This is a genomic window from Luteitalea sp. TBR-22 (assembly GCF_016865485.1).
Lineage (GTDB): Bacteria > Acidobacteriota > Vicinamibacteria > Vicinamibacterales > Vicinamibacteraceae > Luteitalea.
Genome location: NZ_AP024452.1, coordinates 4,560,666 through 4,587,302 on the forward strand (window position 1 = coordinate 4,560,666; position 26,637 = coordinate 4,587,302).

Here is a 26,637-nt window from a genome sequence, read left to right on the forward strand (position 1 = left end):
GCAGTCGAGGCGATACGCGCTCGGGCCGTCCACCGGCGGGTGTGGCAGGCCAGGAGGGACTCGAACCCCCAGCCCCCGGTTTTGGAGACCGGTGCTCTGCCAATTGAGCTACTGGCCTGTGCAACTCCGCCACCGGACCCGGCCGGTGGCAACCAACCCTGAGAGCACACGCCGGACCAATCCGGCGCTACTTGCTCTCCTTGTGCTCCGTGTGCGACTTGCAGAAGCGGCAGAACTTCTTCATGTGCAGCCGCTCGGTCGTCTTCTTCTTGTTGCGCGTCGTGCTGTAGTTGCGACGCTTGCACTCGCCGCACGCGAGCTGAACGATGTCTCTCATGATCGTCTTCTCAACTTCCGGACTACTGGCTCAGGGCTTCGGGCTCAGGGCTCAGGGAGCTCGCAGATGCTGCGGCCTCTGGAGGGTTTCTGAGTCTTGCGCCGAGAGCCGTGAGCCGTTGTCCAGACGGCCGGCTCGGAGAGCCGGCCCTACCCGGTAAGTCGCCGGCGCCGCCGGCGACTTACTGAAGAATCTCGGTGATCGTGCCCGCGCCCACCGTGCGGCCACCCTCGCGGATGGCGAACCGCAGGCCCTTCTCCAGCGCCACCGGCCCGATGAGCTCGATCTCCATCGTCACGTTGTCGCCCGGCATCACCATCTCGACGCCCTCGGGCAGCTTCGCCACGCCGGTCACGTCGGTCGTCCGGATGTAGAACTGCGGACGATAGCCGTTGAAGAACGGCGTGTGCCGGCCGCCCTCTTCCTTCGTGAGGACGTAGACCTCGCCCTTGAACTTGGTGTGCGGCGTGATCGACCCCGGCTTGGCCAGCACCTGCCCACGCTCCACGGCTTCCTTGTCGATGCCGCGCAGCAGCGCCCCGATGTTGTCGCCCGCCTGGCCCTCGTCGAGCAGCTTCTTGAACATCTCGACGCCGGTCACCACCGTCTTGCGCGTCGGGCCGAAGCCGACAATCTCGATTTCCTCGCCGACCTTCACCTTGCCACGCTCGACACGCCCGGTCACCACCGTGCCTCGGCCCGAGATCGAGAACACGTCCTCGACCGGCATCAGGAACGGCTTGTCGATCTGGCGCTCCGGCAGCGGGACGTAGTTGTCGACCGCCTCCATGAGGTTGTCGATCGTCTTCTCCCACTCCGGGTCGCCCTCGAGCGCCTTGAGCGCCGAGCCGCGCACGATCGGGATCTCGTCACCGGGGAACCCGTAGCTCGAGAGCAGCTCGCGCACCTCGAGCTCCACCAGGTCCAGCAGCTCCGGATCGTCGACCGCGTCCACCTTGTTCAGGAACACCACCAGGTACGGCACGCCCACCTGCCGCGCCAGCAGGATGTGCTCGCGCGTCTGCGGCATCGGGCCGTCGGTGGCCGCCACGACCAGGATGCCGCCGTCCATCTGCGCGGCGCCCGTGATCATGTTCTTCACGTAGTCGGCGTGCCCCGGGCAGTCGACGTGCGCGTAGTGCCGGTTGGCCGTCTCGTACTCCACGTGCGCCGTCGCGATCGTGATGCCGCGCTCCCGCTCTTCCGGCGCGTTGTCGATCGAGTCGAACGACCGGAACGCCACCTTCGGGTTGTGCTTGCTCAGCACCTTGGTGATCGCTGCCGTCGTCGTCGTCTTGCCGTGGTCGATGTGGCCGATCGTCCCGATGTTGACGTGCGGCTTCGAACGGTCGAACTTCTCTTTGGCCATACCGATGGAGTCCCTGTTCGCACCAAATGAAAACTGCCCGACCACCCACGGCCGGACCACTGCACCCACGAATTGGAGCCGATGACCGGGATTGAACCGGTGACCTCGTCCTTACCAAGGACGCGCTCTGCCAACTGAGCTACATCGGCCTTCGAAAAACGCTCACGTGGTTCGCCGCGCCGACCACCGACCGACGCCGCTGAACACTCCCGTCGCCCGCGACACCGGCTGCCGGGCCGACCGCACACAGGGGCCGGGCCTGACAGCGAACATCGCGAGCGGCGTGACGAAGGCTGGAGCGGGAGACGGGGATCGAACCCGCGACCAACAGCTTGGAAGGCTGTGACTCTACCACTGAGTTACTCCCGCCTTCGCGCTTCGCGCTTCGGCGGGTACGCCCACCCAAGCCCGAATCCGCTTCACTCCGGTGAGCCTGCGCCCACCCCTTCTCCGAACCGCGATCCCGCCCCGTCCTGCCGGCCAAGGCGGCCCGATGCCAGCCCCACCGCTTTCCCGCACCCGGGTCACCCCGGTCCCGCTCGTCGCTCGACCTGCGTCGCCGCCCTGGCGGGCTTGCCAGCCGCAGTCCGCCGCGCAAGCGCTGTGGCGGACGAAGGCTGGTGGCGAGGGGAGGATTCGAACCTCCGAAGGCGCTAGGCCGACAGATTTACAGTCTGCTGCGTTTGACCGCTCCGCAACCTCGCCGAACGACTGTGCGAGCCCATGGGCCCGCGTGGGACTCGGATTCGGGCGCCCCGCGCCCGCGGACACACCAGGTGCGACCGTTTCCCTGCTCAACTGCTTGGAGCTGGCGAAGGGATTCGAACCCCCGACCGGCTGATTACAAATCAGCTGCTCTACCGGACTGAGCTACGCCAGCCGGACAAAGGAGGAGAGTGTAGCACACGGTTCCTGCTCCTCACAAGCGCACGACCAGTCCTGCGCTTCCGGAGCCCGACGCAACTGCCTCGCTCCCGGCAACCGACGATTCTAGCGCCTTCCGTGGAAACCGACAACCCATGCCGGTCGACACCAACGGCACGGCGGACACCGCCCTACCGGTCCGCGCTGCGCTGGCGGAGCGCCTCGTAGAGCACGATGCCCGTCGCGACCGAGACGTTCAGGCTGCTGACGTGCCCGCGCATCGGAAGGGCCGCGATGAAGTCGCAGTGCTCCCGGACCAGGCGCCTCAGGCCCTCCCCCTCCGCCCCGACCACCAGCGCCGTCGGCGGCCGGAAGTCGATGCGGTCGTAGGGTTGGGCGCCCTCGGCGTCCAGCCCGACCACCCAGACGCCCAGTTCCTTCAACGTCTCGATGGCCCGCACCACGTTGACGACGTCGACGATCCGGACGTGGGCGAGCGCCCCGGCGGATGCCCGGGCGGCCGCCGGCCCGAGCGCCGCCGCGTGCCGCTCCTGCCTCACCACCCCCGTCGCGCCCACCGCGTCGGCGGTCCGCAGGATGGCCCCGACGTTGTGCGGATCCTCGACCCCATCAAGTATGACGATCAGTGGTTGGGGGTCCTGTCGGACCACCTCCTCGAGGCTCCAGCGCCGAGGCGCGTCGCCAAGCGTGGCCAGCACTCCCTGGTGGCGCTCGCCGTCGGCCAGGCGGTCGAGCTCGGCCACGTCGACGCGCCGCACCGGCACGCCCTTGACCTCGGCCAGCCTGACGATCTCGTTGACGCGCGCGTCGGCCCGCGGCCCGACCCGCACTTCGCGGACGCCACCCGCCCGGAGCGCCTCGCGCACCGGATGCACCCCGACGATCACGATCGGTGGCATGACGTCAGGCCCCCAACAGCGCCGCGGCGCAGATGGCCGCACGCTCGCGACAGCCGACCACGGGAGCCAGCCCGGCCCCGGCCTGCACCTGCGCGCCGGCCTCGATCGCCGGCACGAGCAGATCGAGCTCGGGGCCACTGTCGGCGCCGGTCAGCGCCAGGCGGATCGGATGGAACAACGCGCGCCCCTTCTGCCCGGTCCGCTGCCGCACCTGCTGCGCGGCCTCCCGGAACGTCTCCCGCGTGAGGCGTGGACGGCCGCTCAACTCCTGCGCGAAGGCAACGACCACCTCGCGCCCGGCCCGGGCGGCCTCGGCGCCCTCCGCAGCCAGGTGCTCGACCGTCGCCGCTGGGCGAGGTGTCTCGAACACCGGGCGCAGCCGCTCCGGCGCGTCGGCCAGCTGGTCCACGGTTCCGGCGATCAGCGGCACGCAGGCGAGCAGGAACGCGTCGAGGTCGGACTTGCCAGGCGCGGGTTCGCCGATCACGCCGGCGGCGCGCAGGTGCGGGACCAGGAGCGCCGCGATGCGTGACGGCTCGGCGGCCTTCACGTAATGCCGGTTCATCCAGGCGAGCTTGTCGGGATCGAACACGCCAGCACTCCGGGTCACGTCCTGCACGCGGAACCGGCGCGCCAGTTCCTCCACGGGCACCAGTTCCTCGCCCTGGCCCGGCGACCAACCGAGCAGCGCGAGGTAGTTCACCAGGGCCTCCGGAAGGATGCCGCGCGCCCGGAACTCGCCGACGCTCGACGCGCCGTGCCGCTTGGACAGCGGCGCGTGATCGGGCCCGAGCACGAGCGACAGGTGCGCAAACTGCGGCGGCGCCACGCCGAGCGCCTCGTACAGCAGGCACTGCCGCGGCGTGTTGGGCACGTGATCCTCGCCACGCACCACCAGCGAGATCCGCATCTCCACATCGTCGACGACGACCGCGAAGTTGTAGGCGGGGAGGCCGTTCTGCCTGATGAGCACGAAGTCGCCGATCATGCCGATGTCGGTCGTGATCGGTCCGCGGACGAGATCGGTGAACGTGACGGCATCGCGGGCCGGCACGCGGAATCGAATCGCCGCGGGTTCACCAGCCTCGACACGCGCGCGGCTGGCCGCAGGGTCGAGTGCGCGGCAGGTGCCGGCGTACTGTGGCGTCCGGCCCTCGCGCAATGCGACCTCGCGCTGCGCCTCGAGATCGGCGGGCGAGCAGAAACAGTGGTAGGCGTGGCCGTCGGCCATCAGGCGCGCGGCGTACCCGCGATAGTGATCGAGCCGCTCGGTCTGCCTGTAGGGGCCGAACGCGCCGCCCTTGTCGGGCCCCTCGTCCCAGTCCAGCCCAAGCCAGCGGAGGTCCTCGAGGATGCCGTCGGCCGACGTGACAGTGGAGCGAACCTCGTCGGTGTCCTCGAGACGCAGGACGAACGTGCCGCCCTGGCCGCGGGCGAGCAGCCAGTTGAAGAGCGCGGTGCGGGCGTTCCCGACGTGCAGGTGGCCTGTCGGGCTCGGAGCGAAGCGGACGCGCATCGGGACATTATCGGGCACCGGGCACCGGGCACCGGGCACCAGGCACCGGGCGCCGGGCACCGGGCGCCGGGCACCGGGCACCAGGCACCGGGCGCCGGGCACCGGGCGCCGGGCACCGGGCACCGGGCGCTGGGCGCCGGGCACCGGGCACCAGGATCAGGGCCTGGGGGCTGGAGGCGGGACTGCGGGCGGGGGCCGGGGGCTCGGGCCCAGCCGGTTCACCAGCCCATCACGGGAACCGCGCGACCGCGGGCGCCGTACCTGCCGGCATCCAATGACGAACCTGCTGCCCTTGCTGCGTTCCGGCTGGCTTCGGCTGGCTGTCGCCGTCACCCTGTCGGCCACCGCAGAAGGGGTCCGAGCGCAGGACCCGCCGGGGCCGCCGCGTTACGTGCCGGCGTCGCAGGAGCTCCACGACACGATCGTGCGGCTCGACGCCCGGTGGGAAGACGCCTACAACACCTGCAAGATGGACGTGCACGAGGCGCTGATTGCCGAGGATCTCGAGTTCTTCCACGACCTCGGCGGGCTCAGCACGTCGAAGCGGCAGGTGCTCGAGGCAGTGAAGGCCAACGTGTGCGGGAAGGTGACGCGCGAGCTGCTGCCGGGCAGCATCGAGGTGTATCCCATCAAGGACTACGGCGCCGTCCAGATGGGCTATCACCGCTTCCGCAACGTCAACGAACCCGGCGTGGGCCGGTACGCGCGATTCGTGCACGTGTGGCGACTTGCCGACGGACGCTGGCAGTTGACCCGCGTGATCAGCCTGCACTGACGCCGCCCGACGCGGCCACGCTCAGCGTTCGAGCAGGGCTACCGCGTGCACGATCATCGCGTCCTCGAGCGCGCTGGTGCCTTCGGGGGTCTTGCCTTTGACACTGATGCGATCGGGCGTGGACGCAAGCGCGCCCGCCAGCGATGCCCGCAGCGCGTCGGCGATCCTGCCGATCTTCGGGCGATGGCAGATCACGACGAGATCGAGATTGCCCAGCCGCCAACCGGCCGCCTGCACCCTGGCGAAGGCGTCCCGCAGCAGCGCAAGACTGTCGGCATCCTTGAACGCCGGGTCGGTGTCCGGGAAGAGGCCGCCGACGTCGCCGAGGTTGGCCGCGCCGAGCACGGCGTCGGTCACGGCGTGGCACACGGCGTCGCCGTCGGAGTGGCCGGCCAGCCCGCGCGCGTCGGGGACGTGCACGCCGCCGATGACGAGGCGGCGGCCGTCGGCGAAGCGATGCGAGTCGTAGCCGATGCCGATGCGCGCGACCGACAGGACTCGGTCGGCGCCGAGTGCGCGGCGGGCACGGGCGAGGTCGTCCTCGGTGGTGATTTTCACGTTGTCGGGATGCCCCTCGACCACCTGCACGCGGTGGCCTAGCCGCTCGGCCAGCGAGGCCTCATCGGTCACGTCCACGGGCGAGGTCATGGCCGGCAACAGGGCGTCGAGCACGTCGCGACGAAAGCCCTGCGGCGTCTGCGCCAGCGCAAGATCCTCACGGGGAATCGTGCCGTCGATCCAGCGCGTGTCGCCGTCCAGCGAGACGTGCTTGACGGTGTCGTGGACGCGGGCTGCCGCAATCGCGACGCCAGTGCGCGCCGTCGCGTCGATGACCCGATCGATGACCGCGTCGGTCACGAACGGGCGCGCGGCGTCGTGCACCAGCACCACGTCGACGTCGGGTCCCACGGCAGCCAGTCCTGCCGCCACCGAGTCCTGCCGACGCGCCCCGCCCGCGACGATGGTGATCAGCTTGCCGCCGGCAGCCGCCGAGGCGAGCACGCGCGCCGCGTCGAGATCGGCGGCGGGCACCACGGCGACCACGCCGCGCACCCTCGGTGAGGCGGCGCACGCGGCGACGCTGCGCTCGAAGATCGTGCGGTCGCCGAGCGTGAGCCACTGCTTGGCCACGGCGCCGCCCAGACGACGCCCCTGTCCGCCCGCGGCCACCACGACGTCGACGATCACCGATCCCGCTCCATGCGAGTGGTAAGGTACACCGCCATGCGGGACGCGGCACGCCCACTGCTGGCGCTGGCACTCGTCGGGCTGTTGCTGGGCGCGGCGCTGGTGACGTTCCGCAGTCTCCGGGACATCGACCCTCGCGGACGGGCCTCGTGGGCGGCAGCGCCGGTCGTGGTGGCGGATGTGCCGACCGATCTGACGGTGTTCCTGCCCGCGTGCGACGTTCGCGCCATCGTCGTGCACCCCGCTCCCGGCACGCAGGGTCGGCTGGGCATCGACTACTTCCGATACGTCCTCGACAAGCGCGGCGACACCTGGCCCTCGGGCACCGGTGGCGCCGAGGTGCGCGTCGCGGGCGATGCCCCGATCGCCCTGCCGATGAAGGATGCCGCCGTGTCGTGGCGGCAGGCGCTCACCCTGCGCATGCGGTCGGTGGACGCCGCCGGCCAGCCCGTGGCGGGTCGGCCCATCGCGCTCGACGCCGCGCGCCCGGTGTCTCTCGACCTGTTCGAGGACCCGGCGCTCGGGCGCTTCTCGTGCGCGTTCGACGCGGGCAGTCGCGGCCAGGCATGGGCCACCCTGGGCGCGGTCGTGATCACGCTCGCCGCGACGGGCCTGCTCGCCGCCGCGTGGCTGGCGCGGGCCGTCGGCGACACGTGGGCGTGGGCCTCGCCGCGCGCCGCGACGCTGGCCGCCGCGACGATGGTCGGCGCGACAACGCTCGCGTACGCCTTCGTGGTGCCGCCCTTCGAACCGCCGGACGAACTGGCCCACCTGGAGTACGCGCGCTACGTCGCCACCACCGGCACCCTCCCGCGCGCCGTTCCGCCTCCCGGGGATCCCTGGCGGCCGTCGTCCTACGAATGGGTGCAGCAACCGCTCTACTACCTCGGGGCGGCCGCCATCCTGAAGGCCACCGGCCTGGACACGCCCGCGCCGGCGCTCGTCGACAATCCCCGCGCGCGCATCCGCCCGAACGGCACCGAGCCGACGCTGTTCCACCACGGCGCCCCGCCGATGCCGGCCACCGGCCACCAGGCCCTGCGACTGCTCCGCCTCGTATCGTGGCTGATGGCCGTGGCGACCACGCTGGTCATCGCGAGACTCGTGCGCGCGGTGAGCGCCGACTGGCTCGTGATCGCCACGACCGCCGGCGGACTGGCGCTGATGCCGCAATGGGACGCCGTGATGGGCGCTGTCTCCACCGACCCGCCCGCGACGCTGCTGGCGGCGCTCGCGACGCTGGCCGTCGTGCGGCTCGCCCATGGTCGTGACAGCACGCCCTGGCTGCTGCTCACCGGCGCGCTGATAGGCGCCGCCTACGTCGTCAAGGCCACCGCCGTGTTCCTCGCGCCGATGGCCGTCCTGGCGTGCGTGCTCGACGCCGCCAATCGCGAGCGGCTCGGCACCGGCCTGCCGACCTCCGACGAACTGTCGCGCGTGCTGGCCAGGGCCCTGCGCCCGGTGCTGCTGGTGGGACTGGGCATCGCGGCGACCGCCGCGTGGGTGCACGTGCGCGCCTGGCTGGTCTTCGGCGACCCGCAGGCGTTCGCTTTCAAGAAGGCCATCCTCGAGGCCGGCGGGTTCGTGCCGACGCCCGGGCCGATGCCCTGGACCGGCGCGTTCTGGGCGCAGATGCGCGTGATGGTGTTCGAGCCGTTCTGGGCGCGCTTCGGCTCCCTCGGCGCCGGGCCGTTCCCGGGCAGCCGCGTGTGGCTGGCCTACGCGGTGGCGTCGGTCGTGATTGTCGGGGCTGCCGTCGCCGGCGTGCCCGCCTGGCTGCGCGCCGGCTGGCGCGAGGTGCAGGCCGATCGCGGCGGCAAGGCCGCGTGCACGTCGATGGCGCTGCTGGTGTGCGCGACGGGCGTCGCGCTGGGGCTGGCCGCGTGGGTGGCCGTGAACCTGGCGCCGCGCGCCGACATGGTGGTGCACTGGACGCCGCGCCACATCCTGCCGCTCACCGCGCCCGCGGCGCTGCTGGTCGCCGCTGGCCTCGAGCGGGTCCGTCATGCTCCGGCGCTGGCCTCACGTGTGATGGCCGTGACGATCGGCGTCACCCTGCTGGCCCTCGGACTGGCCAGCCTGGGCGTGCTCAAGGCGACGGTGCTGATGTTCCACTTCGGGTACTAGGGAATTTCAGAATTTCAGAATTTCAGAATTTCAGGATTTCAGGATTTCAGGAATCGCATTGGCTGCGCCTCATCAGCGACGGCCGGACATACAGCGACGCCATCCTCGAGTGAGGGAATGCTGAAAGGCTGACACTCTGCAATTCCGCAGTTACCGTCCCTGCGCGTCGGTAGGCTCCTCCACGCCTCCGGCAAACGTGGCGAGGCGCTCGCGCGTCAGGGCGAGGGCGCGTTCGCCCAGGGCGCGCGGCATCACTGCGGGGACGTACAACACCACCAGCACGTCGCGCGTGTCCGGAGTGGTCATGGTGCGCGCGGAATCCGAGGTGGGATTGCCGAACGGGCCCTGCGCATCGACCAGCGCCAGCCGCCCCTCGACGTTGACGCGGTCCTTGCGGATGCCGTCGTAGCCCTCGCCTGCCGCACCGAGGCGCAGCGTGACCGGCCGCTCGACCTTCGCCAGGTCGTACAGGCCGAACGAGATTTGCGTCTCCACCGAGCACCAGTTGACGATGTCGACCAGCCCGTTCACGCGCGGGAGCGGCTCCCCCTTCCGCACCCGCCGCAGCAAGGCCTCGCTCGACGGGCGCGTCTTGGTGGGGTCGACGCCCATGCGCTTGTACATGGTGCGCGTCGCCGCGAGCGGTTCCTCGAGGCCGACCGCCGATCGCAGGGCCTCGGCGGCCGCCGCCAACGGCGCGTCGAGCCGCGGATCGTGGGGATGGCAGGTGACGCCGCGACGCACGATCACCGCCGGCACCACGATGTCGGCCACGTCCGGGGCGACCTGCAAAATCACGCGCCCCCCTGCTGCAGGGCCTCGACGGCCTCGCGCACCTGGCGCTCGACGACACCCGCCAGCTTGCGCGCCTCACCGACCTCGAGTCCCTCGGTCGGCACCACCGGCAGCACACGCACGCGGACGTGCCCGGGGCAGGTCATCAGGCGCCCCTTCAGCATCACGTGACGCGTCCCCTCGATCGCCACCGGCACGATCGGCAGGCCCGCCTCGATGGCGAGCATCACGATGCCGCCGCGGAACCGCGCGACACGGCCGTCGGCGCTGCGCGTCCCCTCGGGGAACACGATCAGCGACACGCGCTGTCGCATCAGCTCCTTGATCTGCAGCATCGTCGAGTTGCCCGGGTTGCTGCGGTCGACCAGGACGTGCCCCGTGCGACTGAGGTGCCAACCCAGGAAGGGGAACCGGCCGAGCGACGCCTTCGCGAGGATGCGCAACTGGTACGGCACGTGCCAGAAGATCACCGGGATGTCGTAGATGCTCTGGTGATTGGCCAGGAAGAGGAACGGCCGGTCGCGCGGCAGCGTGTCGAGGCCGCTGATGTCGACGGTGACCCGGGTGGTCTTCAGGATCAGCCATGCCCAGGCGCGGGCGCAGCCATGCGCGAGGTGGCCCTGGCGGTCCACCAGCACCGACAGCAGCGACAGCGTCCCGAGGACGATGGTGTAGAGGGCGATGGCGGGGATCAGGTAGAAGACCGTCCGCCACCAATGGAAGGGGGGTACGCGCATCCGGTCGCGGTCAGGTCTGCGGCACGGCCCGTGCCCGGCGGAAGGATGCGGTCTGCGTCCCCGGCACCGTGGGCGCAGCGCCGCTGGCCTCGCCGTCGGTGCGAGTCGCTTCGAGGGCCGGGTCGATGTAGCGCCCGAAGATCATCTTGCCCGCCGTCGTCTGCAGCACGCTGGTGACGACCACGTCGATGTTCTTGCTGATCATCTTGCGGCCGTTGTCGACGACCACCATGGTGCCGTCGTCGAGATAGGCGACGCCCTGGTTGTACTCGCGGCCTTCCTTGAGGATGAAGACCTTCATGTACTCGCCGGGCAGCACGACCGGCTTGAGCGAGTTGGCGAGCTCGTTGATGTTGAGCACGTGCACGCCGCGGAGCTCGGCCACCTTGTTGAGGTTGAAGTCGTTGGTGACGATGCGCCCCTCGAGCGACCGGGCCAGCTCGATCAACTTGAGGTCGACCTCCTTGACGTCGGGGAAGTCGACGTCGGAGATGACCACGTCGAGGTTGGCCATCTTCTGGATCTTCTGCAGGATGTCGAGGCCGCGGCGACCGCGGTTGCGCTTCATCGCATCCGACGAGTCGGCGACGAACTGCAGTTCCTTCAGCACGAACTGCGGGATGACGAGGGTGCCGTCGAGGAAGCCGGTGGCGCAGATGTCGGCGATGCGGCCGTCGATGATCACGCTGGTGTCGAGGATCTTGTAATGCTTCTTGGGCGCGGTGGCGCGGAACACGCTGATCAGGCGCGCCGGCTCGAGCCACTCGCCCTTCCGGCCACCGACCACCAGGCCCAGATACGTGAGGGCGAGCAGGGTGACGGTGTGGAGGAAGGCGACCCGGCTGTCCTGGGTGTCGGCCCAGAACAGTGTGGTGGTGATGGTCTTGGCGATGCTGAGGCCGATGGTGCCGCCGAGGACGGCGCCCAGCATCGACGACACGGCGGTGTCACGGAGCTGGGTCTCGAACACGACCACGAGCCCGGCCAGCCCCGCCCCGAACAGGACGTTGACGACGGCCAACTCGTGGACGGGCCTGACCAGCGAGGCCGAATACGCGACCGCGGCCACGAAGAGCACGCGGGCAAACACGAACCACGTCATGCACGACCCCGAATGAATGCTCAGAGAGCCAAGGGACGCGCGCGGAGGATGAACGAGGCGTGTGACGGCCGCGCGACGCCAGGCGACATCATACGCCCATCAATCCCAACCGATCACCTCGTCGAGGGCTTCGGCAACGGTCCGGACGCCCACCACCTCGCACCCGGCCCCGCCCCGGCCCTGCGCGGCGTCCAGCGACTCGTCGGGCGCGGCGTTGCCGGCCGGGACGACGCATCGCGTGAAGCCCATCTGGGCCGCTTCCCGGACCCGGAGCAGGGACTGCCCCGTGGCACGCACCTCACCGGCCAGTCCGACTTCCCCGAAAATGGCCGTCCCTGACCGCACCGGCCGATTCCGGATGCTCGACACCACGGCGGCCACGATCCCGAGGTCGGCCGCCCGCTCGTCGACGGTGAAGCCGCCGGCGACGTTCACGAAGACGTCCTCCCCGGCCAGGTTCAGGCCGGCCCGCTTCTCGAGGACGGCCAGCAGCAGGGCGAGGCGCTGCTGGTCGACGCCGTTGGTCATCCGACGGGCGCTCCCGTAGACGGCACTCGACACCAGCGCCTGGACCTCCACGAGGATCGGCCGCGAGCCCTCCATGCAGCACAGCACGGCGGATCCGGGCGCCCCGACCTGCCGCTCGGCCAGGAACAACGCCGACGGGTTGGGGACCGGCACCAGCCCCGCGCCCGTCATCTCGAACACGCCCAGTTCGCTCACCGCGCCGAACCGGTTCTTGACCGCGCGCACCACGCGGTGCGTGTGATGCCGCTCGCCCTCGAAGTACAGCACCGTGTCGACGACGTGCTCGAGCACCTTGGGCCCGGCCAGGCCGCCGTCCTTGGTGACATGGCCGACCAACACGGTCGGCAGGTTCCGGCCCTTGGCCGTGAACAGCAGTTGCGTGGCCGTTTCCCGGATCTGCCCCACGGTGCCCGGGGCCGAGGTGAGCCTGGTCGAGTAGACGGTCTGGATGGAGTCGACGATGAGCAGCGCCGGCTTCAGGCGTTCGACCTCCTCGAGGATGCGCTCGGTGCAGGTCTCGGCGAGCAGGTACAAGGGCGCACGGCCCACGCCGAGCCGCTCGCCCCGCCCCTTGACCTGGTGCTCGGATTCCTCGCCCGAGCAGTACAGCACCGGGCCGACGGCCTGCGCGAACTTCGCCGCCGCCTGCAGCAGCAGGGTGCTCTTGCCGATGCCCGGCTCGCCGCCGAGCAGCACCAGGCTCCCCGGCACCAGGCCGCCGCCGAGCACCCGGTCGAACTCGCCGATGCCCGACGAGATGCGCTCGGCCTGCAGCATGTCGACGTCGGCGTAGAGGCGGGCCTGCCCGCCAGCCCCGAGCGTCGGCCTGGCGCCGCCGGCCGGCGGCGGCGGAGTGGCCGCTTCCTCGGCGAAGGTGTTCCAGGCGCCGCAGTCGGGGCAGCGGCCGAGCCACTTGGGCGATTGCGCGCCGCAGTTGGTACAGGCAAAGACGGTCTTCGGAGCGCGCATCTGGCAATTTGAGATTTGAAATTCGAAATTGGCAAGGGCTTGGCGGCGTGCGCCGCCTTCGCCCTCGAGGTCACGACAGCTTCGCCACGGATGGTCGGCTCGCGGATCGGGCGATCGCGGACACAACCTGCGCCACTTCCTTGGCTTCGGGACCGAGCTTCGACCATTCTTCGTCGCGCAGCAGCCCTGCCTCTCGCCCCAGGCGCAGCCAGTACTGCATCTCGCGGGCCTCCTTGGTGGCAATCGCCACCTTGGACGCAAAGTCGGCGCGGGATTGCGCTGCCGTCGCCTCCTCGAGATTCGCTCCTATGGACGTGGCGGCGCGAATCATCTGACGCAGGACGACCTCCCTCACCATCCGCACGTAGGACGGGTCGTGGCGAAGGCGTGCCACACGCAGTGCCAGCCGAAACGCCCGCTCGTGAATCTCGCGTCGCATGGCGACCGGCGGTGCACGAACGGCGCCAGGGATTACTGCTGGCCGCCGCGCCAGAAACGGGCGGCGGCCCCCACCGTGGCGCAGATACTGCGCTCGTGGGGGCAATTCGAGATTCGAAACTTGAGATTGATCGGCGGCCGGCCTGTCGGCCCTGCCGCTCGACGCATCTCGCGGGGCGGCGGCGGAGCCGCGCCCCTCGTGAATCTCAAATTTCAAATTTCAAATTGCCGTATTCGCGTTCGATTCTTGCGCCGAGGCGGCACAGGAGCTCCCACGGGATGGTGCCGATCGTCGCGGCCACTTCGCGCACGTCGATCCGCTCGTCGCCCTGCCGGCCGAGCAGCACCACCTCGTCGCCCGGCGACACGTCAAGCCCGGTGACGTCGATCGACATCATGTCCATCGACACGCGCCCGACGATCGGCACCCGGCGGCCGCGGACGAGCACGACGCCGCGGTTGCCGAGCCGCCAGTCGACGCCGTCGGCATAGCCCGCGGGCACGACGGCCACGGTGCGCGGGCCGTCGGCGCGATGTGACTGCCCGTAGCCGATCCCTTCCCCATCGCGCACGCCCTTGACGGCGACGATCCGCGACTGCAACGACAGCACCGGCTCGAGCGGCAGCGTCGTCATGAGCGGCGGCGGGACGATGCCGTAGAGGAGGAGGCCGGGCCGCACGAAGTCGAGCCAGGTGCGCTCGTCGCGCAGCAGGGCCGCGCTGTTGGCGGCGTGCGCCACCGTCGTGCGCAGCCCGAGGGCAGCCGCGGCTTCCCTGGCCTCCCAGAAGTGCTGCTGCTGCACGCCGAAGTGCTCGCTCTCGGGCTCGTCGGCGGTCGCGAAATGCGTGTACAGCGCGTCGACGCGCAGCGCCGGCGCCTGCAGGATGTCGGGCAGCGTGCGGCGGAGATTGTCGTGCCGCAGGCCCAGCCGGTTCATGCCCGTGTCGACCTTCACGTGGCAGCCGAGCACCGTGTCGCGGGCAGCGGCCGCCTCGGCAAGGGCGCGGCCGGCCCACGGCGACGAGATGGTCGGGGTGAGACGGTGCGAGAAGATGCCGTCGAGGTCGGAGATCCCGAGCGCGCCGAACACCAGGATCGGCGCGCCGATGCCCGCATCGCGCAACGCGACGCCCTCGTCGACGTCGGCGCAGGCCAGCATCGCCACGCCCTCGGCCTCGAGGACGCGGGCCACGTCGGCCGCGCCGTGCCCATAGGCGTTGGCCTTGACCACGCCGATGATGCCGGGCGGACGGCGGCCCGAGGCGAGCGCGCCCTCCTCGAGCAGCCCGCGGATCGCCCGCACGTTGCCGCGCAGGGCGTCGAGGTCCACCCGCGCCACCGTGTGCCGCACGTCAGTACTCGTCCGCGACGTCGCCACCGCGCTCGAGGTTCTCGAAGCGCGTGTAGTCGGAGATGAACGCCAGCTTCACGGTGCCCACCGGGCCGTTGCGCTGCTTGGCGATGATGATCTCGGCCTCGCCGGTGTCCTCGTCCTCGGGGCCCTTGTAGCGGTCCTCGCGGTAGATGAACATCACGACGTCGGCGTCCTGCTCGAGGGCGCCGGACTCGCGGAGGTCGGACAGCTGCGGCCGGTGGTCGGCGCGCGCGTCGGGGGCGCGCGAGAGCTGCGACAGGATCAGCACCGGCACGTGCAGTTCCTTGGCCAGGCCCTTGAGCGAGCGCGAGATGCTGGTGAGTTCCTGCTGCCGGTTCTCGAAGCGGCCCCGCCCCTGCATCAGCTGCACGTAGTCGATGACCAGCATGTCGAGGCCGTGCTCGGCCTTGAGGCGGCGGGCCTTGGCGCGCATCTCGAGGACGCCGATCGACGCCGTGTCGTCGATGAAGATCTTGGCCATCGACAGCTTCTCGGCGGCCTGCGCGATCGCCGGCAGGTCGCGCTCGAGGAGCATGCCCTGACGCAGGCGCTGCGAGTCGACGCGCGCCTCGGAGGTGAGCATGCGCATGAACAGCTGCTCGGCCGACATCTCGAGGCTGAACACGCCGACGACCTTGCCGTGCTCGAGGGCGGCGTTCTGCGCCATGTTGATCACGAAGGACGTCTTGCCCATCGACGGGCGCGCCGCGATGATCACCAGGTCGGTCGGCTGCATGCCCGACGTCTTGCGATCGAGGTCGTAGAAGCCGGTCGGCACGCCGGTGACCAGGCTCTTGAACTGCTGCAGCTTCTCGACGGTGTCCAGCGCCGTGTCCACCAGGTCGGCCAGGGGGCGGAACCCGGTGCCGATGCGGGCGTCGGCGATGCTGAAGATGCTGCGCTCGGCGTCGTCGAGGATCTCGCTCGCATCGCGGTCGGCGTCGTAGGCCTCGGCGGCGATCTTGCCCGCCTCGTTGATGAGGCGACGCAGCGTCGACTTCTCCTTGACGATCTGCGCGTAGTACTCGACGTTGGTCGTGCGCGGGACGCCGTCGACCAGGCGGGAGATGTAGGCGGGGCCGCCCACCTTCTCGAGTTCGTCCTTGCGATCGAGCGACTCGGAGAGCGTGACGAGGTCGATCGCCGCGCCCTTCTCGCTCAACTGGATCATGTGCTCGAGCAGGACCTGGTGCGCCTCCCGGTAGAAGTCGTCGGGCTGCAGCACCTCCACCGCCGCGTTGATTGCGTCGTTGCGGAGGAGGATGGCGCCGAGCACGGAGCGCTCCGCGTCCAGGTTGTGGGGCAGCGTACGGTCGTTCATGGGGTCCCGGCGGGCGGGGAGACAGAGTGTAGCGACAAACGAAAAGCCCGTCACCGTTGACGGGTGACGGGCTTCGTGTTCCCGGGCGGCGTGCCGGGCGCGGTCGGGAGACCGCGCCGTGCCCATGTGCCTCAGGCCTGGGCGGGCGCCTCGCCGCCGCCCTCGGCGGCGACATGCACCTTCACCTGCGCGGTGACCTCGCGGTGCAGGCGCACCGGCACCGCGTACTCGCCGACCGCCTTGATGGCCTCGGGGAGCTGGATCTTGCGACGATCCACCTCGAAGCCCTGCTTGGCGAGCGCCTCGGCGATGTCGGCCGAGGTGACCGAGCCGAACAGCTGCTGGTTCTCGCCGGCACGACGGGTGAGCGTGACCTCGGTCTGCGCGAAGCGCGTCGCGAGGGCCTGGGCCACCGCGCGCTCCTCGGCCGCCCGGGCCGCCGCCACCTTCTTCTCGTGCTCGATCTGCTTCTTGTTGCCTGCCGTGACCGCCAGGGCGAGCTTGCGCGGCAACAGGTAGTTGCGCGCGTAGCCCGGGGCCACCTTCACCACGTCGCCACGCTCACCGAGGTGCTCGACGTGCTCCTTCAGGATCACTTCGATCATCGTCTCGCTCCTCAGTCCGTCGCGTAGGGGAGCAGCGCCAGGAAGCGCGCCCGCTTGATGGCGACCTGCAGCTTGCGCTGGTACTTGGCGCTGGTGCCGGTCAGGCGGCGCGGCTGGATCTTGCCGCGCTCGGGAACGAACTGGGAGAGCAGACGCACGTCCTTGTAGTCGACGTAGTCGATCTTCTCCGTGCGGAACTTGCAGACGCGCTTGCGGCGGAACCCGCCGCGGCGCCCGCCGCCCCCGCCACCACTGCGCTCGCCGCGCGGTCCGCCACTGCGGCCGCCACGGCCGCCACGATCATCGCCCTGCATCGGGTTGTCGGTGCTCATCTAGACCTCCGCGTCGTCCTGGTTCTCGAGTGCCGCCTGCTTGGCCATCAGTTCCTCGGGCGTGGGCTCCGGGGGGAGTCCGCGCGCCACGCGGCGCCGACGGGTCTCGTCGTCGCGGCGCGCCTTGGCGCGGGCGGCCTTCTGGAGCTCCTCGTCGACGCGGACGATGAGGTGGCGGATGATCGTGTCGTTGACCTTCAGGCGACGATCGAGTTCCTTGACGGACTCGCCCGCGGCGCTGAAGAGGAGGACGACGTAGTGCCCTTCCTTGTGGCGCCCGATCTGGTAGGCCAGGCGCCGGCGGCCCCACACGTCCGCCTTGTCGATGGTGCCGTTCGCCTTGGTGACGATGCCCTCGATCAAGGTCTGCAGCTCGGTGAGCTGGTCCTCGGTCGCTTCGGGCGAGGCGATGTAAACGAGTTCGTACTGCTTCTGTGCTGCCATTCGGCCTCCTTCTGGCCTGAACGGTCCGCCGTAGCCCGCTCGCGCAGCGAGCGCGGTGGGCGAAGGTGGACAAGGAGGACACGTCACACCTGCGGTGACGCGTTGAAGACCTGCATGGTCTTCTCGATGCCATCGCGTGCGAAGCACTCGACGGCGTCGGCGGCCCTCACGACCGCCTCGTCGATGGCCGGACGGATGTCCGGCGGAATCATCGACAGGACGTGATCGGCCAGGTCACGCCGCGGATCCCCGCGGCCCACCCCGATGCGGAGCCGAGCGAACTGCTCCGTGCCGAGCACGCCGATGATCGACTTGAGGCCGTTGTGGCCCCCGGCCGATCCCGACGGCCTCGCCCGCAGCTGTCCTGCCGGCAAGGCCACCTCGTCGACGACCACGATCAGGTCCTCGACGGGAATCTTGAAGAACCGCAGCAGGTCGCCGACGGCGCCCCCACTGCGATTCATGAACGTCAGTGGCTTGACGAGCAACAGGCCCGCCCCCCGCACCCGCGCCATCAGCGCGTCGGCCGGGGCGCTCTCGAACGCCACCCCGTGCCGCGCCGCCAGCGCGTCCACCGTCATGAAGCCGACGTTGTGCAGGGTGTCCCGGTACTTCGGACCGGGATTGCCGAGGCCAACGACCAGCTTCACGAGCGCATCCCGAAAATTCCAGAAGTTCAGAATGTCAAAATCTCAACACCAACGACGCGCTTCGCAGCGCACTGGAGGTGGTGCAATTCTGCAATCCTCAATTCTGCAATTGCCTACTTGTCCTTGTCCGTCTTGCCCTTCTTGGCGACCTCGGGTTCGGCAGTCGCCGCGCCCGCGGCCTCGTCGCTGCCGACGCGAGCGCCGACCACGTGGACGATCATCATGTCGGCCGAGCTGACCGGCGTCCACTTCTGGCCAGCCGCCACGTCCTTCACGTGCACGCCGTCGCCGATCATCATGCCGGTCACGTCGATGTCGATGTGCTCGGGGATCTCGGTCGGCAGGCTCTCGACCTCGATCTCGCGGTGCACGAAGTCGAGCACGCCGCCCTGCACCTTCACGCCCTTCGGCTCGCCGTGCAGGCGGACCGCCACCTTCACCTGGACCTTCTTCTCCAGGTTGACGCGGTAGAAGTCGGCGTGGAGCAGCTGGTGGGTGACCGGCTGCAGCAGGAAGTCCTTCACGATGACCTTGGTCGTCGTGCCGTCGACCTTGAGGTCGATCAGGGTGTTGAGGCCGGCCTCCGAGTGCAGGAGCCGCGACAGCTCCTTGGGGCTCACGGCGACGGCCTGCGCGGGCTGGCTGCCACCGTAGACGACGGCGGGAATCTGGCCCTTCACACGGAGGCGGCGGGCTTCGTTCTTGCCGCGCGACTCGCGCACGACGGCTTCGAGGGTCGTATCCATTTCTGTCTCCTACTCTCGATCGGTCCGCTTGCGCCCGCGGCGCGGGCTTCGGCGGGACGGACCTACCATTGGTGAACCACTCAATTTCAGAATTTCAGAATTTCAGAAAGTTCGGAATTTCATGCACAGGGTCTCGGCTCGACGGGCCGACGTGGTCCTGCAATTCTGAACGTCTGCAATTCTGCACTTACTGAAGTTCCCTTCACACGAACAACGACGAGACCGAGGTCTCCTCGTGGATGCTGCGGATGGCCTGGCCCAGCAGCCGGGCCACCGTCAGGCACTCGATCTTGCTCGAGGAGGCGCAGGCCTCGCTCTGCGGGATCGTGTTGGTGACCACCAGCTTCTCGATCGGCGACTGCTCGATCCGCTCGATGGCCGGCCCCGACAGCACGCCGTGCACCGCACAGGCGATGATGCGCTCGGCGCCGTTGGCCTTGAGCGCCTGCGCCGCCTTCACGATCGTGCCCGCCGTGTCGATGATGTCGTCCTGCAGCACGCACGTGCGGCCGCGGACGTCGCCAATCACGTTCATCACCTCGGCGGCCCCCGTCTCCGAGCTGCGCCGCTTGTCGATGATCGCCAGGTCGGCGCCGACGCGCTTGGCGTAGGCCCGCGCCCGCTCCGCGCCGCCGGCGTCGGGCGAGACCACCGTCACGTTCGGGAACTTCTGCCGCGCCAGGTAGTCGATGATCACCGGCGCCGCGAAGAGGTGGTCGACCGGGATGTCGAAGAACCCCTGAATCTGGGCCTTGTGCAGGTCCATCGTCAGGATGCGATTGGCCCCGGCGGCGCTGAGCAGGTTGGCCACCAGCTTGGCCGAGATCGGCACGCGGGGCTTGTCCTTGCGGTCCTGCCGCGCGTAGCCGTAGTACGGAATCACCGCCGTGATGCGCGAGGCCGACGATCGCCGGAACGCGTCGATCATGACGCACAGTTCCATGATGTTGGCGTCGACCGGCCGCGACGTCGGCTGCACGATGAAGACGTCGGTGCCCCGGATGTTCTCGTCGATCTGGAACGAGACCTCGGTGTCGGGGAACCGCTGCAGGCGAGCCTGCCCCGGCGCCACGCACAGGAACTCGGCAATCTCCTGCGCGAGTTGTGGGTGGGCACTGCCCGAGAACACCTTCAAGTTCGATCGCGCCATCGCCGTCCGTCGAAGTCCCTGCTGCCGATCACTGCCGCGCCCGCGCCTGCCCTTCCGGCCGGCCAACTCCCCACTCGGGAACTGGCTGGGGCGGAAGGATTCGAACCTGCGCCGACGCGACAGGCGTCGGTGCGTGACCCAGAAACCTTCCGGCCGGCCAGTTCCCCGCTCGGGAACTGGCTGGGGCGGAAGGATTCGAACCTTCGAATGCGGGATTCAAAGTCCCGTGCCTTACCGCTTGGCGACGCCCCAGTGTCGGCCAAAGACGCGCCGGGCATTCCCGGCGACGTGCCTGCCGGGGTGCGCAAACCGATAGCCTACACGAACAAGGGCAGAAAGGGCAAAAGGGCGACGCGCCTCACGCGAGCGGCACGCAGCGCGTCGCCTCCTCATACGCGGCGCGCGAGAGCAGGTGCGTGCGCCAGATTCGGGTGCCCTCGGGCCAGCCCACCTCGAGGGCCGCCAGGTCGACGTCGGGGCTGAACACCCCGAAACAGGCCGAGCCGCTGCCCGACATGGCGGCCAGTCTGGCGCCGCCGGCGCCGAGCCGGGCCACGATGGCCTCGATCTCGGGGTGACGGGCGGCCACCGGGCGTTGCAGGTCGTTGGTGAACGCGCCGGCCCCACCCGCGTCGGGCACCGCCGGCGCCTCGTCGTACCACCGATACGCGTCCCGGGTGGAGACGCCGAAGGGCGGACGCACCAGCAGCACCTGCCCTGGCGGGTGATCGGGCAGCGGCGTCAGCGCGTCGCCGATGCCTTCCCCGCGCATGGTGCCGCCCCAGGCGAAGAACGCCACGTCGGCGCCGAGCGGACGCACCACCTCGGCCACCTGGTCGCGAGTGACCACCCGACCTGCTGCGGCGGCGACCAACCGGGCGGCCGCCACCGCGTCGGCACTGCCGCCGCCGAGGCCGGCTTCTGCCGGGACGTGCTTCTCCAGCCGCAACTGGTACCCCTCGAGCGGGACGTCGAGGGCCGCGGCCATGGCCTCGGCGCCGCGCCAGGCGAGGTTGCGACGATCGAGCGGCACGCCCGGGGTGTCGCACTCGAGCCCGAAGTCACCCGGCCGCCGACGCAGGATCACGCGGTCGGCCAGGGCCACGGCCTGCAGCACGGTCGACAGCAGGTGATAGCCGTCGCCTCGCAGACCGCGCATCCGCAGGTCGAGGTTGACCTTGGCTGGCGCCAGGGTCGCCCAGCCCGCCACGTCAGCGTTGCCGGAGTTCACGCGAGGTCCGCAGGTCGGCGAGGGTGACCTCACGGGTCCCCGCCGGGATGGCGACGTCGAGCGCCCCGGGCGGCAGCGCCGGCAGCGCCTCGGGGCCATCCACGGCGAACGCCGCGTCGGTGACGACGCGCCCTGCCTCGACGCGCCGCAGGCGGATCGCCGTCGGCCAGGCGGCGTCGGCGCGCGTGTAACTCACCTCCCAGGCGCCATCGGAGGCAGCCACCACGACTGGGCGACCACCGGCTCGACCGCGCAGCCAGATGACGCGGGCCTTGTCGACGGTGACGCGCGTCCACTCGCCGGGGAACGTGGCCGCCTGCCGCACGGTTCGCCCAGCCACCCCACACCCCGCGACGAGGGCCCGCAGATCCGCAGGTCCGAACGGCACCCCGACGACGGCGTCGAGCAGTTCGGCGGGGTCGGCACCGCGCGCGACGGCCGGCTCGCGCGGCAACAGCAGCACGGCCTGCCCGGGCCTGCCGGCCAGCACGAAGACCGGCGCGCCGAAGGGGGCGATGCCCTCGAGGCGCACGCTGTCGCCGGAGACGCCGGCCTGCAGCGTGCCTCGCACGCGCTCGCCGTCGATGCGGCCCGACAGGCGGAGATCCACCGTCAGTGCCTCCGGCTCGGTGCACGCAGCCGCGACAAGCGCCTGCACGGCCGCCAGGTCGGCGACGGGCGCGCCGCTGCCGGCCGGTGTCTGCACGACGACCTTCGGGGCGCACCCGGCCAGGCCGAGCAGCAGCGTCGCCGCGATCAGGGCCTTACGGTTTGCGGGCACGGGAGATCTTGGCCCTGATGGCGGCTGGATCGATGGACTCACCGTCGCCGGCCAGCGCCCGCTCCCAGGCGGCCACCGCGCCAGCTTCGTCCTTCAGGGCGAGCAGCACGTCCCCGAGGTGATCCTGGATCACGGAGTTGGTGCGTGACAGCCCGGCCGCGCGCTCGAGCTGCGTGCGCGCTTCGGGGAGCTTGCCCTGCTTGTAATAGGCCCAGCCAAGGCTGTCGAGGTAGGAGCCGTTGTCGGGATCCTCCTCGAGCGCCTTGCCGATGAGCGCAACGGCTTCCTCCAACGGCCCGCCGTCCTCCACCAGCATGTAGCCGAGGTAGTTCAGGGTCGGCGCGTGCCCCGGCTCGACCTCGAGGGCCTTGCGGAATGCGGCCTTGGCCTCGGCGCGCTTGCCGAAGCGCTCGAGAATCGCGCCCCGCTGGAACCAGTAGATCACCTGGGTGCCGAAGCCCTTTTCGGCCTGGTCGAGCAGCGTCATCGCCCGCGCTTCGCGGCCGGCGTCGGCAAGGGTGGTGGCCAGGGCCAGGGTCACCGACGGGTCGTCGGGGCGCTGGGCGCGCTCGGCTTCGAGGATGGCGATGGCGGCATCGGGTTGCCTGGCGCCGATGTAGGCCTGTGCGAGCAGGCGCCCCACCTGCAGGTCGCCGGGACGCGCGGCGCGCACTTCCTTGCCGAGCGCGATGGCGCGGTCGAAGCGCCGGGCCATGACGAGCGTCTGCAACAGGTACGCGTCGATCATCGGGTCGGGCCGCGCGGCGCGCGTCCGCTCGAGCATGGCAATCGCCTGTTCGGGCTGCCCGAGCGCCATGTGGGCGCTGGCCAAGCGCATCGCCACGCCGAGGGCCGACTGCGGGTTGCCGACGGCCCCCTTCTCGACGACCGGCGTGAGCACCTCGACGACCCTGGCGTGGTCGCCCCGGTCGGCGTAGACCTGCGAGAGGATGACCGGGCCGCGGACGTCGGCCGGCGCGATCTTCATCAGGGCTCGCGCGGTCTCCTCGGCAGCGGTGCCGTCGCCGAGTTCGCGCTGCGCCTGGGCGAGCAGGTAGCGGGCCTGCAGGTCGGTGGGGCGGTCCGCGATCACCTGCTCGAGCACGGTGCGCGCGGCGGCGGGCTGGTCGGCGCCGAGCAGCGCCGTGGCCTGGCGCATGCGGAGTTCCACGGCCGACGGGTTCTCCTGCGCGGCCAGCCCATACGCCTCGGCGGCCTCGCGCCATCGCCGGGCCCGCTCGAGCATCTCGGCCTGCTGCAGGCGCGCCCGGAAGAACCGCGGCTCGACGTCGAGCACCTCGCCGAGGACGCGCAGCCCCTCGTCGGGCTGCCCGGTCCGTTCGTAGGCCTGCGCCAGGAGCAGGCCGGCCTCGATGGCGCCGTTCTCACGCTCCCAGGTGACACGCAGCACGCGCGCGGCATCGGCGGGACGGTCGGCCTGCAGGTACAGCCGTCCGAGCACCACGGGCACGTTCAGGTCGTAGCTGCGGCCGGCCACGGCCTTCTCGAGGTGCCCGATGGCGGTGTCGATGGCGGCGCGGTCCCGCGGCGCGGCCGCCTCGCCCTGCATGACCGACGCAGGCACCGACAGCATGCCGAGCATCCAGTGCGCATCGGCGCTGTCGGCGTCGAGGGCCAGCGCCCGCTCCGCCGCCTTGCGCGCCTCGGCGATCCGATCGTTGCGCGCATAGAGTTGCGCGAGTTCGGTCAGGATGGCGGGCGAGGCATCGAGGGTGGACGCCTTCTCCAGGGCCGCGATCGCCCCGGCGGCGTCGCCGCCGGCCTCGAGGCGCCGGGCCTCCAGGAACGCCTGGTAGGCCTCTCCGCGGGTGGAGGTGCGGGGCGCGGGCGCGGACGCAGGTCCGGGCTGGACCGCCAGCGTCAGGGCCAGCAGGGCGATGGGGAGCATGGATCGATTATGCCGGGAATGCCGCGCCCGCCGGCAATGCCGGTCGGATGCCACGCCCGCGACGCACACGCACGGGGGCCGGCCGGGGGCAGCCGGCACGAGGCGGCGAGCGAACCGAGAGGTTATAGTCGCCGCCGTGCGCGTGCTTCTGGTCCGGTTGCGCCTCATCGGCGACGTGGTCTTCACCACCCCCGTGATCGGCGCGCTCCGGCGGGCCTTGCCCGACGCCCACCTGAGCTACCTGATCGAGCCGGCCGCCGCGCCGGTGGTGCGTCACCATCCCGGCCTCGATGAGGTGATCCTGGCGCCGCGCACCCGCGGCTGGCGCCGGCTGCGCGACGACTGGCGGCTGGGAACGCAGCTCCGGCGAGAGCGGTACGACGTGGTGCTGGACCTGCACGGCGGCCCGCGGGCTTCCCTGCTCACCTGGCTCAGTCGCGCGCCCAGGCGCATCGGCTTCGACGTGCAGGGCCGCCACTGGATGTACACCGACGTGGTGCCCCGCCCTCGCGAGATCCGGCCCCGGCACTCGGTGGAGAACCAATGGGACGTGCTGCCCGCCTTCCTGCCCGACCTGCCGCCACCGACTCGCGAGACCGATCCCGTCGTGATGGTCCACGACCCGGCGGCCGAGGCCAGCGTCGACGCCTGGCTCGCAACCGAGGGGCTGTCGGGGGACCACCGGCTCATCGTGGTGCACGTCAGCGCGGGCAACGCCTTCCGGCGCTGGCCGTTGACCTCATTTGCCGAGCTTGCGGTCCGGCTCACCGCGCGGGACGCCAAACGTCGTATCATCCTGACGTCCGGACCGTCGGAAGCGGCTGCTGCCGCCGATGTGGTCCGCCTGGCGCGTGAGCGCCGGCCCTCGTCGCCGGAGGCCGTACGGACCTGCGGGGACATGTCGTTGGACCAGCTGCACGCCCTGATCGGCCGGGCGGCGCTCTACATCGGCGGGGACAGTGGGCCCCTGCACGTGGCTGCCACGACCAGGACGCCCATCGTCGGGCTGTACGGGCCGACGCTGCCGGTGCGATCCGCACCGTGGCGCGACCCGAGGTACTTCAGTGCGGCCGTCGACGTCGGGGCCCTGCCCTGCCGGCCGTGCGAACAACGCGTCTGCGCACCCGGCGACTTCCGGTGCCTGGCGCACATCACCGTCGACGCGGTCGCCGAAGCCGCCGAACGGGCGCTCACGCCCGCGGCGCCGGACCGGGCCGATTGAGAAGGATGTCGAGCACGACGTGACCGCGCCGGCACTGCGAACCGCCCGGATGGACCGACTCGAGACGCTCTCGTTGTCGGTGCTCCTGTGCTTCGTCGCGGCGCTGCAGCTCTCGGTCGCCGCGTCGGGCGTCCTGCTGGCCCTCACCCTGCTCTGCTGGGGGGCCCTCCTGGTGCTCCGCGAGGAACAACTCGAGGTTCCCGCGTTCTTCTGGCCGCTGGCCGCCTACGCCGCCGTCACCCTGGTCTCCAGCACCGCCTCGGTGGATCCCGGCCTCAGTCTCGTCGACTCCAAGCAACTCGTGCTGTTCCTGATCGTGCCGCTGGTCTACCGGCTGGCGCGTGGGCACCGGGCGCACCTGTTCGCGTCGGTGATCATCGCGGTCGGCGCGGCAAGTGCGCTGGTCGGGTTGTTCCAGTACGGGTTCCTGCACTTCGACAACCTCGGCCGCCGGCCCCAGGGCGCGCTCACCCACTACATGACCTACTCGGGGTCGCTGATGCTGGTGGCGTGCGTGGCCGCGGCCCGGCTGCTGTTCGGCAGCCGCGATCGCGTGTGGCCGCTCCTGGTGCTGCCCGCGGTGCTGGTTGCCCTCGGCCTCACGTTCACGCGCAGCGCCTGGGTGGGCGTGTGCGTCGGCATGGCCGTGCTGCTGGCCCTGCGCGACCGTCGCCTGGTCGCGGCGGTGCCCCTGGCGCTGGCGCTGGCGGTGATCCTCGCTCCGGCCAGCGTGACCGACCGCGTCTACTCCATCTTCGACATGAAGGACCCGACCAATCGCGATCGCGTCGCGATGCTGAAGTCCGGCGCGGCGATGGTCGAGGACCATCCGCTCACCGGCGTCGGGCCCGACCAGGTGAAGGCCGTCTACCACCAGTACCGCGTGCCCGAGTCCGTGCAGCCGCTCAACGTGCACCTGCACAACGTGCCCATGCAGATCGCGGCCGAGCGCGGGTTGCCGGCGCTGATCGTGTGGCTCTGGTTCGTCGGCCTGGTCGCGCGCGACCTGTACCGCCGCGTCTGCCGCAGGACGGGCGCGACGCGGGCGCTCGCCGCCGGGGCCCTCGCCTCGTTGGCCGCGATGCTGGGCGCGGGCCTGTTCGAGTACAACTTCGGCGACTCCGAGTTCCTGATGCTCCTCCTGGTGGTGCTCACCCTGCCGTTCGCGGCCGAGCGGCCGGAGTCGATCACCCGGCACATCTGAG

The 26,637-nt window shown here is 70.6% G+C and carries 25 protein-coding genes and 6 tRNA genes; 4 read left to right on the forward strand and 27 right to left on the reverse strand.

The genetic code is table 11. The features are described from left to right. Positions 1–42: 42 nt before the first annotated feature. The 9 genes from TBR22_RS19155 to gltX all read right to left on the reverse strand — a co-directional run bounded on the left by TBR22_RS19155 (position 43) and on the right by gltX (position 5,006). Positions 43–118: transfer RNA gene (locus TBR22_RS19155), tRNA-Trp, on the reverse strand. A 69-nt stretch (positions 119–187) separates the two neighbouring features. Then, positions 188–337 carry a 50S ribosomal protein L33 gene (rpmG, locus tag TBR22_RS19160; protein ID WP_239489441.1) on the reverse strand — a complete coding sequence of 50 codons (150 nt, stop codon included), beginning with the start codon at positions 335–337 and terminating at the stop codon, positions 188–190. A gap of 181 nt (positions 338–518) precedes the next feature. Beyond that, on the reverse strand, positions 519–1,706 hold the full coding sequence (tuf, locus tag TBR22_RS19165) for an elongation factor Tu (protein ID WP_239489424.1): 1,188 nt from the start codon (positions 1,704–1,706) through the stop codon (positions 519–521). Positions 1,707–1,779: 73 nt separating this feature from the next. After that, positions 1,780–1,855: transfer RNA gene (locus tag TBR22_RS19170), tRNA-Thr, on the reverse strand. 145 nt (positions 1,856–2,000) lie between these two features. Then, positions 2,001–2,075 (reverse strand) — tRNA-Gly (locus TBR22_RS19175). A gap of 249 nt (positions 2,076–2,324) precedes the next feature. Continuing rightward, positions 2,325–2,411: transfer RNA gene (locus tag TBR22_RS19180), tRNA-Tyr, on the reverse strand. A 98-nt stretch (positions 2,412–2,509) separates the two neighbouring features. Next, a tRNA-Thr gene (locus tag TBR22_RS19185) sits at positions 2,510–2,586 on the reverse strand. A gap of 175 nt (positions 2,587–2,761) precedes the next feature. Further along, positions 2,762–3,490, reverse strand: coding sequence for a 23S rRNA (guanosine(2251)-2'-O)-methyltransferase RlmB (gene rlmB, locus TBR22_RS19190; RefSeq protein WP_239489442.1), 729 nt, complete (start codon positions 3,488–3,490; stop codon positions 2,762–2,764). Between the two features lie 4 nt (positions 3,491–3,494). Beyond that, on the reverse strand, positions 3,495–5,006 hold the full coding sequence (gltX, locus tag TBR22_RS19195; protein ID WP_239489443.1) for a glutamate--tRNA ligase: 1,512 nt from the start codon (positions 5,004–5,006) through the stop codon (positions 3,495–3,497). Between the two features lie 274 nt (positions 5,007–5,280). Here gltX and TBR22_RS19205 point away from each other — a divergent pair, with 274 nt between their 5' ends. After that, positions 5,281–5,781, forward strand: a complete 501-nt coding sequence (locus tag TBR22_RS19205; RefSeq protein WP_239489444.1) for a nuclear transport factor 2 family protein — start codon at positions 5,281–5,283, stop codon at positions 5,779–5,781. Positions 5,782–5,802: 21 nt separating this feature from the next. Here the strand turns inward: TBR22_RS19205 and ispD are convergent, their stop codons facing one another. Further along, positions 5,803–6,969, reverse strand: a complete 1,167-nt coding sequence (gene ispD, locus TBR22_RS19210) for a 2-C-methyl-D-erythritol 4-phosphate cytidylyltransferase (RefSeq protein ID WP_239489445.1) — start codon at positions 6,967–6,969, stop codon at positions 5,803–5,805. Between the two features lie 36 nt (positions 6,970–7,005). On the opposite strand from ispD, the gene TBR22_RS19215 reads away from it, so the two are divergent. Further along, positions 7,006–9,096 (forward strand): glycosyltransferase family 39 protein, encoded by a 2,091-nt coding sequence (locus tag TBR22_RS19215; protein ID WP_239489446.1) that lies wholly within the window; start codon positions 7,006–7,008, stop codon positions 9,094–9,096. Positions 9,097–9,246: 150 nt separating this feature from the next. Here the strand turns inward: TBR22_RS19215 and TBR22_RS19220 are convergent, their stop codons facing one another. From TBR22_RS19220 to TBR22_RS19300, 17 genes are all read right to left on the reverse strand, one after another. Beyond that, positions 9,247–9,894 (reverse strand): B3/4 domain-containing protein, encoded by a 648-nt coding sequence (locus TBR22_RS19220; protein ID WP_239489447.1) that lies wholly within the window; start codon positions 9,892–9,894, stop codon positions 9,247–9,249. Continuing rightward, positions 9,891–10,628 (reverse strand): 1-acyl-sn-glycerol-3-phosphate acyltransferase, encoded by a 738-nt coding sequence (locus TBR22_RS19225; RefSeq protein WP_239489448.1) that lies wholly within the window; start codon positions 10,626–10,628, stop codon positions 9,891–9,893. The genes TBR22_RS19220 and TBR22_RS19225 overlap by 4 nt, the downstream gene beginning before the upstream one ends. A 10-nt stretch (positions 10,629–10,638) precedes the next feature. After that, positions 10,639–11,730, reverse strand: a complete 1,092-nt coding sequence (locus tag TBR22_RS19230; RefSeq protein ID WP_239489449.1) for a PIN/TRAM domain-containing protein — start codon at positions 11,728–11,730, stop codon at positions 10,639–10,641. A gap of 99 nt (positions 11,731–11,829) precedes the next feature. After that, on the reverse strand, positions 11,830–13,227 hold the full coding sequence (gene radA / locus TBR22_RS19235) for a DNA repair protein RadA (RefSeq protein ID WP_239489450.1): 1,398 nt from the start codon (positions 13,225–13,227) through the stop codon (positions 11,830–11,832). Between the two features lie 70 nt (positions 13,228–13,297). After that, the gene (locus tag TBR22_RS19240) at positions 13,298–13,666 is read right to left on the reverse strand and encodes a four helix bundle protein (RefSeq protein ID WP_239489451.1); all 369 of its coding nucleotides are present in this window, start codon (positions 13,664–13,666) and stop codon (positions 13,298–13,300) included. Positions 13,667–13,871: 205 nt separating this feature from the next. After that, the gene (gene alr / locus TBR22_RS19245; protein ID WP_239489452.1) at positions 13,872–15,017 is read right to left on the reverse strand and encodes an alanine racemase; all 1,146 of its coding nucleotides are present in this window, start codon (positions 15,015–15,017) and stop codon (positions 13,872–13,874) included. A gap of 1 nt (position 15,018) precedes the next feature. After that, positions 15,019–16,362 (reverse strand): replicative DNA helicase, encoded by a 1,344-nt coding sequence (gene dnaB, locus TBR22_RS19250; RefSeq protein ID WP_239489453.1) that lies wholly within the window; start codon positions 16,360–16,362, stop codon positions 15,019–15,021. Between the two features lie 131 nt (positions 16,363–16,493). Then, positions 16,494–16,964: a 50S ribosomal protein L9 gene (rplI, locus tag TBR22_RS19255; RefSeq protein WP_370651538.1), complete on the reverse strand. Its 471-nt coding sequence runs from the start codon at positions 16,962–16,964 to the stop codon at positions 16,494–16,496. Positions 16,965–16,978: 14 nt separating this feature from the next. Then, the gene (rpsR, locus tag TBR22_RS19260) at positions 16,979–17,299 is read right to left on the reverse strand and encodes a 30S ribosomal protein S18 (protein WP_370651361.1); all 321 of its coding nucleotides are present in this window, start codon (positions 17,297–17,299) and stop codon (positions 16,979–16,981) included. Further along, the gene (rpsF, locus tag TBR22_RS19265) at positions 17,300–17,743 is read right to left on the reverse strand and encodes a 30S ribosomal protein S6 (RefSeq protein WP_239489455.1); all 444 of its coding nucleotides are present in this window, start codon (positions 17,741–17,743) and stop codon (positions 17,300–17,302) included. Positions 17,744–17,826: 83 nt separating this feature from the next. Next, entirely contained in the window at positions 17,827–18,393 is a 567-nt protein-coding gene (pth, locus tag TBR22_RS19270) for an aminoacyl-tRNA hydrolase (protein ID WP_239489456.1), read from the reverse strand. 113 nt (positions 18,394–18,506) lie between these two features. After that, complete coding sequence (locus TBR22_RS19275; RefSeq protein ID WP_239489457.1) at positions 18,507–19,139, reverse strand: 50S ribosomal protein L25; 633 nt, start codon at positions 19,137–19,139, stop codon at positions 18,507–18,509. A gap of 202 nt (positions 19,140–19,341) precedes the next feature. Beyond that, on the reverse strand, positions 19,342–20,289 hold the full coding sequence (locus TBR22_RS19280) for a ribose-phosphate pyrophosphokinase (RefSeq protein WP_239489458.1): 948 nt from the start codon (positions 20,287–20,289) through the stop codon (positions 19,342–19,344). A 177-nt stretch (positions 20,290–20,466) separates the two neighbouring features. Continuing rightward, positions 20,467–20,541, reverse strand: a tRNA-Gln gene (locus TBR22_RS19285). A gap of 106 nt (positions 20,542–20,647) precedes the next feature. Beyond that, positions 20,648–21,520: a 4-(cytidine 5'-diphospho)-2-C-methyl-D-erythritol kinase gene (locus tag TBR22_RS19290; protein WP_239489459.1), complete on the reverse strand. Its 873-nt coding sequence runs from the start codon at positions 21,518–21,520 to the stop codon at positions 20,648–20,650. Further along, positions 21,501–22,301, reverse strand: coding sequence for a hypothetical protein (locus tag TBR22_RS19295; RefSeq protein ID WP_239489460.1), 801 nt, complete (start codon positions 22,299–22,301; stop codon positions 21,501–21,503). The genes TBR22_RS19290 and TBR22_RS19295 overlap by 20 nt, the downstream gene beginning before the upstream one ends. Continuing rightward, on the reverse strand, positions 22,285–24,210 hold the full coding sequence (locus TBR22_RS19300) for a tetratricopeptide repeat protein (protein ID WP_239489461.1): 1,926 nt from the start codon (positions 24,208–24,210) through the stop codon (positions 22,285–22,287). Before TBR22_RS19300 ends, TBR22_RS19295 begins: the two co-directional genes overlap by 17 nt. Positions 24,211–24,346: 136 nt before the next feature. Here TBR22_RS19300 and TBR22_RS19305 point away from each other — a divergent pair, with 136 nt between their 5' ends. Both TBR22_RS19305 and TBR22_RS19310 read left to right on the forward strand, forming a co-directional pair. Continuing rightward, positions 24,347–25,432, forward strand: a complete 1,086-nt coding sequence (locus TBR22_RS19305) for a glycosyltransferase family 9 protein (RefSeq protein WP_239489462.1) — start codon at positions 24,347–24,349, stop codon at positions 25,430–25,432. A gap of 19 nt (positions 25,433–25,451) precedes the next feature. Continuing rightward, positions 25,452–26,636, forward strand: coding sequence for an O-antigen ligase (locus tag TBR22_RS19310; RefSeq protein ID WP_239489463.1), 1,185 nt, complete (start codon positions 25,452–25,454; stop codon positions 26,634–26,636). The last annotated feature ends 1 nt before the right edge of the window (position 26,637 follow it).